This window comes from Streptomyces umbrinus (genome assembly GCF_030817415.1).
Taxonomy (GTDB): domain Bacteria; phylum Actinomycetota; class Actinomycetes; order Streptomycetales; family Streptomycetaceae; genus Streptomyces; species Streptomyces umbrinus_A.
Window position 1 is genome coordinate 7,734,487 of sequence record NZ_JAUSZI010000002.1, and the last position, 13,669, is coordinate 7,748,155.

11 protein-coding genes are annotated in these 13,669 nt (G+C 67.9%); 10 read left to right on the forward strand and 1 reads right to left on the reverse strand.

Going from position 1 to position 13,669, the window contains the following annotated elements:
* Positions 1 to 41 precede the first annotated feature (41 nt).
* Together QF035_RS34205 and clpX are read left to right on the forward strand one after the other, a co-directional pair.
* A complete protein-coding gene (locus QF035_RS34205; RefSeq protein WP_143632144.1) occupies positions 42 to 722 on the forward strand; it encodes an ATP-dependent Clp protease proteolytic subunit in 681 nt (226 codons plus the stop codon).
* A 160-nt stretch (positions 723 to 882) separates the two neighbouring features.
* Complete coding sequence (gene clpX / locus QF035_RS34210; protein WP_055611895.1) at positions 883 to 2,169, forward strand: ATP-dependent Clp protease ATP-binding subunit ClpX; 1,287 nt, start codon at positions 883 to 885, stop codon at positions 2,167 to 2,169.
* A 98-nt stretch (positions 2,170 to 2,267) separates the two neighbouring features.
* Here clpX and QF035_RS34215 read toward each other — a convergent pair whose 3' ends face one another.
* Positions 2,268 to 3,209 (reverse strand): hypothetical protein, encoded by a 942-nt coding sequence (locus QF035_RS34215; RefSeq protein WP_307524419.1) that lies wholly within the window; start codon positions 3,207 to 3,209, stop codon positions 2,268 to 2,270.
* A 136-nt stretch (positions 3,210 to 3,345) separates the two neighbouring features.
* Here QF035_RS34215 and QF035_RS34220 point away from each other — a divergent pair, with 136 nt between their 5' ends.
* The 8 genes from QF035_RS34220 (at position 3,346) to mreD (ending at position 13,615) form a co-directional block, all read left to right on the forward strand.
* Entirely contained in the window at positions 3,346 to 5,976 is a 2,631-nt protein-coding gene (locus QF035_RS34220; RefSeq protein WP_307524421.1) for a valine--tRNA ligase, read from the forward strand.
* A 169-nt stretch (positions 5,977 to 6,145) separates the two neighbouring features.
* The gene (gene folC / locus QF035_RS34225) at positions 6,146 to 7,660 is read left to right on the forward strand and encodes a bifunctional tetrahydrofolate synthase/dihydrofolate synthase (RefSeq protein WP_307524423.1); all 1,515 of its coding nucleotides are present in this window, start codon (positions 6,146 to 6,148) and stop codon (positions 7,658 to 7,660) included.
* Between the two features lie 3 nt (positions 7,661 to 7,663).
* Positions 7,664 to 8,002: a DUF4233 domain-containing protein gene (locus tag QF035_RS34230; RefSeq protein ID WP_307524425.1), complete on the forward strand. Its 339-nt coding sequence runs from the start codon at positions 7,664 to 7,666 to the stop codon at positions 8,000 to 8,002.
* Between the two features lie 242 nt (positions 8,003 to 8,244).
* Entirely contained in the window at positions 8,245 to 9,426 is a 1,182-nt protein-coding gene (locus QF035_RS34235) for an RNA-guided endonuclease InsQ/TnpB family protein (protein WP_307524427.1), read from the forward strand.
* A gap of 92 nt (positions 9,427 to 9,518) precedes the next feature.
* Positions 9,519 to 9,932, forward strand: a complete 414-nt coding sequence (ndk, locus tag QF035_RS34240) for a nucleoside-diphosphate kinase (protein WP_269650464.1) — start codon at positions 9,519 to 9,521, stop codon at positions 9,930 to 9,932.
* Between the two features lie 826 nt (positions 9,933 to 10,758).
* Positions 10,759 to 11,778, forward strand: a complete 1,020-nt coding sequence (locus QF035_RS34245) for a rod shape-determining protein (protein WP_307524430.1) — start codon at positions 10,759 to 10,761, stop codon at positions 11,776 to 11,778.
* Between the two features lie 189 nt (positions 11,779 to 11,967).
* The gene (mreC, locus tag QF035_RS34250; RefSeq protein WP_307524432.1) at positions 11,968 to 12,912 is read left to right on the forward strand and encodes a rod shape-determining protein MreC; all 945 of its coding nucleotides are present in this window, start codon (positions 11,968 to 11,970) and stop codon (positions 12,910 to 12,912) included.
* Positions 12,913 to 12,931: 19 nt separating this feature from the next.
* A complete protein-coding gene (gene mreD, locus QF035_RS34255) occupies positions 12,932 to 13,615 on the forward strand; it encodes a rod shape-determining protein MreD (protein ID WP_307524434.1) in 684 nt (227 codons plus the stop codon).
* Positions 13,616 to 13,669: the final 54 nt, after the last annotated feature.

A 13,669-nucleotide genomic window follows, 5' to 3' on the forward strand; every position in this document is an offset into this window, starting at 1 on the left:
GCCGACCGCCTCAGCCCTTATCAGGCTTTCCAGGAGACACAGTGAACGACTTCCCCGGCAGCGGCCTCTACGCCCGCACAGAGGCCGAGTACACCGGCCCTCGCGCGGAGTCCCGCTACGTCATCCCGCGCTTCGTCGAGCGCACCTCGCAGGGCGTCCGTGAGTACGACCCGTACGCGAAGCTCTTCGAGGAGCGCGTGATCTTCCTCGGCGTGCAGATCGACGACGCCTCCGCCAACGACGTCATGGCGCAGCTGCTGTGCCTGGAGTCGATGGACCCCGACCGGGACATCTCGGTCTACATCAACAGCCCCGGCGGCTCCTTCACGGCACTCACTGCGATTTACGACACGATGCAGTTCGTGAAGCCGGACATCCAGACGGTCTGCATGGGCCAGGCCGCCTCGGCCGCCGCGATCCTGCTGGCCGCCGGTACGCCGGGCAAGCGCATGGCACTTCCCAACGCCCGCGTGCTGATCCACCAGCCGTACAGCGAGACCGGCCGAGGCCAGGTCTCGGACCTCGAAATCGCGGCGAACGAAATCCTCCGCATGCGCGCCCAGCTGGAAGACATGCTGGCCAAGCACTCGACGACGCCGATCGAGAAGATCCGCGAGGACATCGAGCGCGACAAGATCCTCACGGCCGAGGACGCGCTCTCGTACGGCCTGATCGACCAGATCATCTCGACCCGGAAGATGAACAACGCCTCGGTCGCGTGACGCAGCGCTGTATCGTCTGCCGCTCCTTGACGCGGTTCACGACAAAGTGAACCGCGCCAAGGGGGGCCCGAACGAGGGGCTCGGCAAGGTACCGTCGGACATAAGGCAGCACCAGGAGCCGCTGGACCTAGGCGTCTCCCAGGCGAAGGGGAAGCACACCGTGGCACGCATCGGTGACGGCGGCGATCTGCTCAAGTGCTCGTTCTGTGGCAAGAGCCAGAAGCAGGTCAAGAAGCTCATCGCAGGCCCTGGTGTGTACATCTGCGACGAGTGCATCGATCTCTGCAACGAGATCATCGAGGAAGAGCTTGCGGAGACGAGCGAGGTCCGCTGGGAGGAACTTCCCAAACCTCGCGAGATCTACGAGTTCCTCGAGGGGTACGTCGTAGGCCAGGAGTCCGCCAAGAAGGCCCTCTCGGTCGCGGTCTACAACCACTACAAGCGGGTCCAGGCCGGTGAGAACAGCACGGGTCAGAACCGCGAGGACGCCATCGAGTTGGCGAAGTCCAACATCCTGCTCCTCGGCCCCACGGGCTCGGGCAAGACGCTCCTCGCCCAGACCCTGGCCCGCATGCTGAACGTCCCGTTCGCCATCGCCGACGCGACGGCGCTGACGGAGGCCGGCTATGTCGGCGAGGACGTCGAGAACATCCTGCTGAAGCTCATCCAGGCCGCCGACTACGACGTCAAGAAGGCCGAGACGGGCATCATCTACATCGACGAGATCGACAAGGTGGCTCGTAAGAGCGAAAACCCGTCGATCACGCGGGATGTGAGCGGCGAGGGCGTCCAGCAGGCACTGTTGAAGATCCTCGAAGGCACGACGGCCTCGGTCCCGCCGCAGGGCGGACGCAAGCACCCGCACCAGGAGTTCATCCAGATCGACACGACGAACGTCCTGTTCATCGTGGGCGGCGCCTTCGCGGGCCTGGAGAAGCTGATCGAGTCCCGGGCCGGCGCGAAGGGCATCGGCTTCGGCGCGACGATCCGCTCGAAGCGCGAGATGGAGTCCAAGGACCAGTTCGAGGCCGTCATGCCCGAGGACCTCGTCAAGTTCGGCATGATTCCGGAGTTCATCGGCCGTCTGCCCGTCATCACTTCGGTGCACAACCTCGACCGCGAGGCCCTCCTCCAGATCCTCGTCGAGCCCCGCAACGCACTGGTGAAGCAGTACCAGCGCCTCTTCGAACTCGACGGCGTGGAGCTGGACTTCGAGCGCGAGGCCATGGAGGCCATCGCCGACCAGGCCATCCTCCGCCAGACCGGCGCCCGAGGCCTGCGCGCCATCATGGAGGAGGTCCTCCAGTCCGTGATGTACGAGGTCCCGTCCCGCAAGGACGTGGCCCGCGTGGTCATCACGGCAGAAGCCGTCCGCTCGAACGTGAACCCGACCCTGATCCCACGGGACGCGCGGGGGCGGGGACCGGGCGAGCAGAAGACCGCGTAGACGGTACGCACATACGAGGTACGGCGAAGGGGCCCCGGTCAACCGACCGGGGCCCCTTCGCTGTTGAGACCGCTGCTGAGACTGCCTGAAACGTACGGTCAGGCCTTGACGCGGACTTCCTTGCGGAGCTTGGCGGTGGTCTCGGCCGCCTCAGAGGGCTCCGAGCTCTTGCCCGCCGCGACGTCGGAGAACTCCATGGGCATCACGAAGCCGAGAGTGCTGTGGTCGCCCCAGACGCAGTACGTCACGTTCATCTCCTTCGGCTCGGACCCGGTGGCCTCGGAGTTCTCCAGCTTGGCCTCCTGGCACTTCAGGACGGCGCCGTCCAGCGAGCTGGGCGAGTACTTCTTCGGGCTGCCGACGAAGGTGACGTCCTCGTCCTTGGAGTCCTCCTTCATGAAGGTGAAGAACCCGTCAACGGCCTTCTCCGGGTCCTCGATCTCGCCGTAGACACCGCCGAAGGAGATCATCTTCCCCGCCAGCGGGTTGGACTCGTCACCCGACTGGTAGGTGGCGCTGACGTCCTTGGGGTTCTTCACGCCCCAGGACTGGGCGTCCTTCAGGTCCGACTTGGACATGCCGTCCTCGGAGCCCTTGCCCTTCTTGTACTCCGTGAGCACGGTCGCCGGAGTCGTCAGCTTGTGGGGGCCGTCGTCCGCGACGTCCGAGGAGCCGCTGCTGCCGCTTCCGACGACGAAGTACGCGCCGACCGCGATCGCCGCCACGACAGCGACCGCGCCGATGATGAGGCCCGTCTTCTTCTTGCCGCCGCCGGGAGCGGGCGGCGTCGGCGCGCCGTAGGGGGCGCCGGGGGGCTGCTGACCGTACGGCGGCTGCTGGCCGTAGCCGGGCTGCTGGGGCGGAACCCCGGGAGGGGCCTGCTGGGGGTACCCGTAGCCGGGCTGCTGCTGAGGCGCCTGCTGCGGGTAGCCGTAGCCGGGCTGGGGGGCCTGCGGCTGCTGGCCGTAAGGACCCGGCTGACCGTACGGTCCGGGCTGCTGAGGCTGCCCGCCGTACGGGCCCGGCTGGTTGTAGCTCATTTCTGGGTTCCCCTCCAGATGCTTATGTGTTCCGAACATCCTGACCCAACGGAAGGGCGGGTGGAGCATCGGGGCCCTCACCGTTACCAAGTAATCGAGTTTCAGAGCGAGCCCGTGACACCCCTAAACTGACCCCGTGACCGAGAACGCTCAGCAGCAGACGCCAGCCAACGCCCCCGAACTGCCGACCCAGTACGCGCCGGCCGAGGTAGAGGGGAAGCTGTACGAGCGCTGGGTGGAACGGGGTTACTTCGCCGCCGACGCGAAGAGCGAGAAGCCGCCGTACACCATCGTCATTCCGCCGCCGAACGTCACCGGGTCGCTGCACCTGGGGCACGCCTTCCAGCACACGCTCATGGACGCGCTGACCAGGCGCAAGCGCATGCAGGGGTACGAGTCGCTGTGGCTGCCCGGCATGGACCACGCCGGTATCGCCACGCAGAACAAGGTCGAGCAGCAGCTTGCCGAGGAGGGCAAGTCGCGGCAGGACCTCGGGCGCGAGGAGTTCGTCGAGCGCGTCTGGCAGTGGAAGGAAGAGTACGGCGGCAAGATCCTCGGGCAGATGCGCCGGCTCGGGGACGGCGTGGACTGGGACCGCGAGCGGTTCACCATGGACGAAGGCCTGTCCAAGGCCGTCCAGACCATCTTCAAGAAACTGTACGACGACGAACTGATCTACCGCGCCGAGCGCATCATCAACTGGTGTCCGCGCTGTCTGACGGCCATCTCCGACATCGAGGTGGAGTACCAGGAGGACGACGGCGAGCTCGTCTCCATCAAGTACGGCGAGGGTGACGAGACGCTCGTCGTCGCCACCACCCGCGCCGAGACCATGCTCGGTGACACGGCCGTCGCCGTTCACCCCGACGACGAGCGCTACAAGCACCTCGTCGGCAAGCGCATCAAGCTGCCGCTGACCGACCGCACCATCCCCGTCGTCGCGGACACGCACGTCGACCCCGAGTTCGGCACGGGTGCCGTCAAGGTCACCCCCGCCCACGACCCGAACGACTTCGCCATCGGCCGGCGCCACGGCCTGGAGTCGATCACGGTCATGGACGAGCGGGCGATCATCACCGTCCACGGCCCCTTCGAGGGACTCGACCGTTACGAGGCGCGTTCCGCCATCGTCGGCGCGCTGCGCTCGCAGGGCCGGATCGTCGCCGAGAAGCGTCCGTACGTCCACAGCGTCGGGCACTGCTCGCGCTGCCGGACCACCATCGAGCCGCGGCAGTCCCTGCAGTGGTGGGTCAAGGTCGCCCCGCTCGCGCAGGCCGCCGGTGACGCGGTCCGCGACGGCCGGGTGAAGATCCACCCCGAGGACATGTCGAAGCGGTACTTCGACTGGGTCGACAACCTCAACGACTGGAACATCTCGCGTCAGCTGTGGTGGGGCCACCGCATCCCGATCTGGTACGGCCCGGACGGCGAGACGGTCTGTGTCGGCCCCGACGAGCAGCCGCCGGGCACCGAGGCCGAGGGCTGGCGGCAGGACACCGACGTCCTCGACACCTGGTTCTCGTCCGGCCTGTGGCCGTTCTCCACGCTCGGCTGGCCCGAACAGACCCCGGACCTCAAGAAGTTCTACCCGACCGACGTCCTGCTCACCGGCCACGACATCATCTTCTTCTGGGTCGCCCGGATGATGATGTTCGGTCTGTACGCGATGGACGGCGAGGTCCCCTTCAAGACCATCGCCCTGACCGGTCTGGTCCGTGACGAGCGCGGCAAGAAGATGTCGAAGTCCTTCGGCAACGTCGTCGACCCGCTCGACTGGATGGACAAGTACGGCTCCGACGCCGTCCGCTTCACCCTGGCCCGCGGCGCCAACCCCGGCACCGACGTGCCGATCGGCGAGGACTGGGTCCAGGCGTCCCGGAACTTCGCCAACAAGATCTGGAACGCGACGCGGTTCGCGCTGATGAACGGCGCGACGGTCGAGGGGCCGCTGCCGGACGCCTCCGAGATGTCGGCGACCGACCGGTGGATCCTGTCCCGACTGAACAAGACCGTCGCCGAAGTCGACGCGTTCTACGAGGACTTCCAGTTCGCGAAGCTCTCGGACGCGCTGTACCACTTCGCGTGGGACGAGGTCTTCGACTGGTACGTCGAGCTGTCGAAGACGACTTTCATGGCGGGCGGCGCGGCCGCCGACGTCAGCAAGCGGGTCCTCGGCGAGGTCCTGGACGTCACGCTGCGGCTGCTGCACCCGGTTGTCCCGTTCGTCACGGAGACGCTCTGGACCACCCTCACCGGTGGCGAGTCCGTCGTGATCGCGGACTGGCCGAAGGACAGCGGCTTCCGTGACACCGGCGCCGAGCGGGAGATCGAGACGCTTCAGCAGGTCATCACGGAGGTCCGCCGCTTCCGTGCCGACCAGGGCCTGCAGCCCGGCCAGCGGGTCCCGGCCCGGCTGACCCTCGACGGCACCGCCTTCGCCCCGCACGAGGCGGCCATCCGCCAGCTGCTGCGTCTCCAGCCCGAGGGCGACGCCTTCGCGGCCACGGCGACCCTGCCGGTCGCGGGCGCTCAGGTCGCGCTCGACCTCTCCGGCACGATCGACGTGGCGGCCGAGCGGAAGCGGCTTGCCAAGGACTTGGCCGCCGCCGAGAAGGAGAAGGCGCAGGCGAACGGCAAGCTCGGCAACGAGGCGTTCCTTGCGAAGGCGCCGGATCATGTCGTGGACAAGATCCGGGTGCGGCTTGCCAAGGCGGACGAGGACATTGCCCGTATCCAGGCCCAGCTGGAGGGGCTGCCGCAGGCGTAGGCGCCCACCCCGAGGGGGTTGTACCGGCCGGTGCCCCGGAACCGATGACGGTTCCGGGGCACCGTCGTCAAGCGCTCCCGCCGGTTCGTTGTCGGCTGCCGGCCCGTCGTGGCTTGTCGCGCAGTTCCCCGCGCCCCTACCGGGGCGCGGGGCTCCGTAGACTGGGGGTGTGAGTGAGCTCCCGCACGACAGCAGTGAGTCAGATCCGGTCGACCCGTTCGACGAGATTGTCGAGGCGGAGACCGGGCGCGATCCCGATCTCGCCGTGATCGAGGCCGGCAGCCGTACCCTGCGCACGCAGGGCGGGCCGCCGGAGTCCGACATTCCCACGCGCCCGTCCGACCAGGAGACCGACAAGGCGCTCCGTGAGGTCGAGGCCGAGCTCGCCACACGCTGGGGCGAGACCAAGCTGGAACCGTCCGTGAGCCGTATCGCCGCGCTCATGGACGTGCTGGGGGAGCCGCAGCGCGCGTACCCCTCCATCCACATCACGGGGACGAACGGCAAGACGTCGACCGCCCGCATGATCGAGGCCCTCCTCGGCGCCTTCGACCTGCGCACCGGGCGGTACACCTCGCCGCACGTCCAGTCGATCACCGAGCGCATCAGCCTGGACGGCGCCGCGATCCCCGCCGAGCGGTTCGTGGAGACGTACCGGGACATCCAGCCGTACGTCGAGATGGTCGACTCCCAGCAGGAGTACCGCCTCTCCTTCTTCGAGGTCCTCACGGGCATGGCGTACGCGGCCTTCGCGGACGCGCCCGTCGACGTGGCCGTCGTGGAGGTGGGGATGGGAGGCAGCTGGGACGCCACGAACGTGATCGACGGGGATGTCGCCGTCGTGACCCCCATCGATCTGGACCACACCGACCGGCTCGGAACCACCCCCGGGGAGATCGCCAAGGAGAAGGCCGGGATCGTCAAGCAGGACGCGACGGTGATCCTGGCCCAGCAGCCCGTCGACGCCGCCCAGGTGATGCTCAAGAAGGCCGTCGAGGTCGATGCCACAGTCGCCCGCGAGGGGCTCGAGTTCGGCGTCGTGAGCCGCCAGGTCGCCGTCGGCGGGCAGCTGCTGACTCTCCGGGGGCTGGGTGGGGAGTACGACGAGGTGTACATCCCGCTGCACGGGGCGTACCAGGCGCACAACGCGGCGGTGGCGCTCGCCGCGGTGGAGGCGTTCTTCGGGGTCGGGTCCCAGCGGCCCGAGCCGCTCGACATCGACACGGTCCGCAAGGCCTTCGCGGCGGTCTCCTCGCCCGGGCGGCTGGAGATCGTGCGGCGGTCGCCGACGGTCGTGCTGGACGCCGCGCACAATCCGGCGGGGGCCCGGGCGACCGCCGAGGGTGTCCGTGAGGTCTTCGACTTCAGCCGGCTGATCGGTGTCGTGGGGTCGAGCGGGGACAAGAACGTACGGGGGCTGCTGGAGGCCTTCGAGCCGCTCTTCACCGAGGTCGTCGTCACGCAGAACTCCAGCCAGCGGGCCATGGACGTGGACTCGCTCGCCGCGATCGCCGTCGAGGTGTTCGGGGACGACCGGGTGCAGGTCGAGTCCCGGCTGGACGACGCCCTGGAGGCCGCGATCACGCTGGCCGAGGAGGAGGCGGAGTACGCGGGGGCCGGTGTGCTGGTGACCGGTTCCGTCATCACGGTGGGCGAGGCCCGGTTGCTGCTGGGGAGGGGCTGATCCGTGCGTACGCTCTGTGCTTCGACGCTGATCGGTGAGTTCTTCGTCATCGGTTTCGCGGGGCTCGTCGCGATGAAGGATCCCGATCTGTCCATGACCACGGTCTGGACGGTGAGCGGGGTCGCGATGGTGTTCTGTCTGCTGCTCTGCGGGATGATCACGCGGCCGGGGGGTGTTCAGCTGGGCTGGGCGCTGCAGGTTTTGCTGATCGCGAGTGGGTTCGTCGTGCCGACCATGTTCTTCCTCGGGGCCGTTTTCGCCGCTCTGTGGTGGGCTTCGGTCCATTACGGGCGGAAGGTGGAGGAGGCGAAGGCGCGGTTTGCTGCGCAGGCCGGGGCGTGAGGTAACGCGGTGTAGGGAGTGGGTTTCCTTCGCCCTGCCGCCCCTGACCTCCCCCCAAGCTCTCGGCTTCGATTGACCAGGGGCACTCCATCATCCCTGGCGGCTGCCGCCCCCGGACCAGACCCCGCTTCGGCATGAACGGCCTTCGTCCTCAAACGCCGGACGGGCTGGGTCCGGGACTGGGCTGACAAGAGGGCGGTCTCACAAGTTGCTGTGATAGTTTGTGAGCTGTGGACACTCACGTGAAGCGGGCATTCAAGTTCCGCTTCTATCCGACTGATACGCAGGCAGCCGAGCTGTCGCGCACGTTCGGGTGTGTGCGGAAGGTCTACAACATGGCGCTTGCGGCCCGTACCGAGGCGTGGGCGCGACAGGAACGGGTCAACTACAACCAGACCTCGGCCATACTGACGGCGTGGAAGAAGACCGAGGAACTGGCCTACCTGTCTGAGGTGTCGTCGGTTCCGCTCCAACAGGCGCTCCGTCACTTGCAAGGAGCGTTCGCGAACTTCTTCGCCAAGCGGGCCAAGTACCCGCGTTTCAAGTCCAAGCGGAAGTCCCGCGCCAGCGCGGAGTACACATCTTCCGCGTTCCGGTTCCGTGACGGCCACCTGCACCTGGCGAAGATGGCCGACCCGTTGAGCATCGTCTGGTCGCGCCCTCTCCCCGAGGGGGCAATGCCGACCACGGTGACCGTGAGCCGGGACAGCGCCGGACGCTGGTTCGTCTCCATGCTGTGCGTGGACACCAGCATCAAGCCGCTCCCTGCCACGGACACGGCGGTTGGTATCGATGTCGGCCTCGACCACCTGCTGACCCTCTCGACCGGCGAGAAGATCGCCAACCCGAGGCACGAGCGCCGGGACCGTACGTGTCTGGCGAAGGCTCAGCGGGAACTGTCCCGCAAGGCCAAGGGCGACGGCGCGAACCGTCGCAAAGCCCGGCAGCGAGTCGCGAAGATCCACGCCCGGATCACCGACCGCAGGCGGGACCATCTCCAACAACTCACCACTCGACTCGTGCGCGACAACCAAACGCTCGTGATCGAGGACCTGACCGTGCGCAGCATGGTCAAGAACCGGCGTCCGGCCCGCGCCATCTCGGATGCCGCATGGTCGGAGTTTCGGGGCCTTCTGGAGTACAAGGCTGCTTGGTACGGGCGGGAAGTGATCGCGGTGGACCGCTTCTTCCCCTCGTCCAAGCTGTGCTCCACCTGTGGCACCTTGGCTGACAAGATGCCACTCAACGTCCGCACCTGGACGTGCGCCTGCGGAGCGACCCATGACCGAGACGTGAATGCGGCGAAGAATCTTCTGGCCGCCGGGCTGGCGGTGTCTGTCTGTGGAGCCGGTGTAAGACCTCAACGGAGAATTCCGAGCGGGCGGTCGGCGACGAAGCAGAAACGCCAACGGCGCGAGCCGTAGGAATCCCCCTCGTTTACGAGGGGGGCGAAGTCAACCGCACATCTGTGACCTGACTGTGACTGCCTGACTGAAAACCCGAAGGAGCCACCACCGTGAGCCAGCGCACCCTCGTCCTTCTCAAGCCCGACGCGGTCCGTCGCGGCCTGACCGGCGAGATCATCAGCCGCATCGAGCGCAAGGCCGGCTGGGAGATCACCGCGCTGGAGCTGCGCACGCTGGACCAGGACACGCTGGAGCAGCACTACGGCGAGCACAAGGGCAAGCCCTTCTACGAGCCCCTGGTCGCCTTCATGGCCTCCGGCCCGGTCGTGGCGCTGGTCGTCGAGGGCGAGCGCGTCATCGAGGGCGTACGGGCACTCGCGGGTCCGACCGACCCGATCGCCGCCGCCCCCGGCTCCATCCGTGGTGACTTCGGTGTGATCGTCCGGGAGAACCTGATCCACGCCTCCGACTCCGAGGAGTCCGCCGAGCGCGAGCTGAAGATCTTCTTCCCGGGCATCGCCTGACGGCTCCCGGACGGATCGCCGGACTGCTGGACCGACCGCCGGACCGCCGGACCCCGAGGCCCGCGTCACTCGCGGGCCGACGGGTGGCGTACCGGGTGCGCTGCACGGTGCCCGGTCGCAGAACGCGGGCGCCCGGACACGGCGACACGGCGGCCTGGGGCCGGGAGACTCTCCCAGGCACCAGGCACCAGGCACCAGGCACCAGGCACCAGGCACCAGGACCACGCCTCAGGGCCCTGCGGCCCCTGGGAGTCAGGTCCCGTGCGTGGCCTACCCCTGGCAGCCCCGAGCCCGCTCCTCCGCCCAGGCGGACGGGCAGGGGCCTGGGGAACCGATTCTGCGCCCGGTAGGCCCGGTAGGCCCGGTAGGCCCGGTAGGCCCGGCAGGCACAGCGAGCCCGCGAGCAGTGAGCCCGTGCCCGCGAGCCCGCGCCCAGCCTCCAGGCCCCGCCACCTCACCCCGCCCCACTCCGCCCAGTCACCCCCTATTCATCGCCCACCCACCCATTTGCCCCACCGAGAACCCGCCCCGCCAAGAATCTTCTGATGTCATGTCAGGCACCTGGGCTTCTGACCTGGGAGCGGCGCACAATGGCTGCTGTCGGTTGGCATATGCGTGGCGATCGAGGGAACGCGTTCCCCCGATGGACCGTCTCCAGAAGCGGGGCGGCACGTCATCTGGTCACAATGGCGAAGACCCTCGCGCGGTGTTCGTGCAGGCGAGACTACGATGGAAGCCTTCACGTCACAGTGCTCACCCTCGCCGACCTAAAAAGCCATCAAAAGCGCCACTTGGGAAGGCCAGACGAATCCTGATGGGGAACTCAATGTCGTTCATCGGCCGTGACATGGCTGTCGACCTCGGGACCGCCAACACGCTGGTGTACGTCAGGGGTCGCGGGATCGTACTCAACGAGCCGTCCGTCGTCGCGATCAACACCAACACCGGTGGCATCCTCGCGGTCGGCGCGGAAGCGAAGAAGATGATCGGGCGGACGCCGGGCAACATCGTTGCCGTGCGTCCGCTGAGGGACGGTGTCATCGCCGACTTCGAGATCACCGAGCGCATGCTCCGCTACTTCATTCTGAAGATCCACAAGCGGCGCTATCTCGCCCGCCCCCGTGTCGTCGTCTGTGTGCCGTCCGGCATCACGGGCGTCGAGCGCCGTGCCGTCATCGAGGCGTCGTCCCAGGCCGGGGCGCGCCAGGTGCACATCATCGAGGAGCCCATGGCCGCGGCCATCGGCTCCGGCCTGCCGGTCCACGAGGCCACGGGCAACATGGTGGTGGACATCGGCGGCGGCACCACGGAGGTCGCGGTCATCTCGCTCGGCGGCATCGTCACCGCCCAGTCCATCCGCGTCGCGGGCGACGAGCTGGACAACGCGATCATCCAGCACATCAAGAAGGAGTACTCGCTCCTTCTCGGTGAGCGGAGTGCCGAACAGATCAAGATCACGATCGGTTCGGCGTACGACCTCGAGAATGACGAACACACCGAAATCCGCGGCCGGGACCTGGTGTCCGGGCTGCCCAAGACCGTCGTCATCTCCGCGGCCGAAGTACGCAAGGCCATTGAAGAACCGGTCAACGCGATCATCGACGCCGTGAAGACGACCCTCGACAAGTGCCCGCCGGAACTCTCCGGCGACATCATGGACCGCGGAATCGTTCTGACCGGCGGCGGAGCCCTGCTGCGCGGTCTCGACGAGCGGCTGCGTCGCGAGACCGGCATGCCGATCCATATCGCGGAGGATCCGCTCGACAGCGTGGCGCTCGGCTCCGGCAAGTGCGTCGAGGAGTTCGAGGCGCTCCAGCAGGTTCTGGACGCCCAGCCGCGCAGATGACGTAACGCTTCGATTCCGCCGTACGGGATGATCCCTTCTCGTACGGCGGATCGTTGATATTCAGGCATAAGCTCCCCCATAACGCCGCCCGCAGGTCCACACTCCTGGGTCCGCACTCCGGGGATTTTCCGGGTGAGTCATACACGTATTCGACACACGTATTCGACGAGGAAGGCACGGCCGCCGCACGTGAGGGACACACGAGAGAGCCGGCTGCTCCTGGTGCTGCTGATCGCCATCGCGTTCGCTTTGATCACGGTGGACATCCGCGGTGGCAAGGACTCGCCGGTCGACGGTGCCCGGCAGGCCGCCGCCACGGTCTTCGGCCCGATCGAGGACGGGGTGTCGTCCGCGGTCGACCCCGTCGGCAACGCGATAGAGGCCGTGAAGGGCTCCGGTGGCCGCCACGACCGTATCGCCCAACTGGAGCGTGACAACGCCGCGTTGAAGGCGAAGCTGGGCAGCGACGACCGTAACCGCAGTCGCCTCAAACAGCTCGACAAGGTCCTCAAGACGGCCGGCGCCGGGCAGTACGGGATCAAGGGCGCCGAGGTCATCGCCATAGGAGCGGCCCAGGGCTTCTCCTGGACCGTGACCATCGACGTCGGCGCGAACGACGGCATCAAGCGCGACATGACCGTCCTGAACGGGGACGGGCTGGTCGGCCGCGTCACCACCGTGGGGCCCAACACCGCCACCGTGCTGCTCGCCAACGACCCCGACTTCACGGTCGGCACGCGTATGGAGTCCACCGACGAGCTGGGCTTCGCCTCCGGCCAGGGCGACCGCCCGCTGCGCGTGGAGCTGCTCAACGGCAAGGCCAAGATCAAGAAGGGCGACCGGCTGGTCACCTTCGGATCCCAGGCCGACCGGCCGTTCGTGCCCGGAGTGCCCGTGGGCATCGTGTCCCGCGTCGACCCCTCCGGCGGTGACCTGACCCGCACGCTCTACGTGACGCCGTACGTGTCCTTCACCAAGCTCGACATCGTCGGCGTCGTCGTCCAGGCCCCGCGCAAGGACCCGCGTGACGACGTGCTGCCGCCCAAACCGGAGCCAACGCCCACGCCGACCGTGACCGTGACGGTCACGCCCTCGGCCAACGCGCCCGCCGACGGTCTGCAGCAAGAGCAGTAGGAAGTAGGAGCTGAATCCCATGCGCTTCAACCGAATGCTGCTCTCCACCACTCTCGTGGTCCTCGCCCTGGTCATCCAGGTGAGCGTTCTCGCCCGGCTCCACCTGCCGGGCGCCGTGCCCGACCTGCTGCTGCTCACCGTCCTCGGCCTCGCCCTGGTCTACGGCCACGTCGGCGGCGCCCTCGTCGGCTTCGGCGCGGGCCTGCTCGCCGACCTGGCCCCGCCCGCCGACCACGCCGCCGGGCGCTACGCCCTCGTGCTGTGCGTCATCGGCTACCTCGCCGGACTCGCCAAGCCCGATCACGGCCAGCTCAAGTCCGCGACCGGCCCGATGGCCGTGGTCGTCGCCGCCGCGGTCGGATCCACCCTCCTGTACGCGGGAGTGGGCGCCCTCGTCGGCGACACCGCGGCCCGCCATGTGGGCCTGAGCAGCCTGCTGTTCACGGCCGCCCTGTACGACCTGCTGCTCGCCCCGTTCGTCGTGCCGGGGATCATGGCCCTGGCCCGGCGCGCCGAGAACGACCCGCTCGCGGAGGCGGGCGGCGGTGGTGGTGGTTCCGCCAAGAAACCCGACGTCACCGCGGGCTGGCTGTCGTCCGGGACGGGCCTGAGCATCGGCAGCCAGCGCGGCGGCCTGAGAGCCAAGGCGGCCAGGGCGCGCGTCGCGCGTGCGGGACGCATCAAGGGGGTCAAGCGGCTGTGAGAGCGGCGCTCACGACAACAACTGCACATCGGATGGGCTCTCACGACGACAGCA

Coding starts and splice junctions, on each gene's coding strand:
- QF035_RS34215 (WP_307524419.1), bottom strand. CDS start 3,209: ATGAGCTACAACCAGCCGGGCCCGTACGGCGGGCAGCCTCAGCAGCCC.
- mreD (WP_307524434.1), top strand. CDS start 12,932: ATGCGCTTCAACCGAATGCTGCTCTCCACCACTCTCGTGGTCCTCGCC.
- QF035_RS34245 (WP_307524430.1), top strand. CDS start 10,759: ATGTCGTTCATCGGCCGTGACATGGCTGTCGACCTCGGGACCGCCAAC.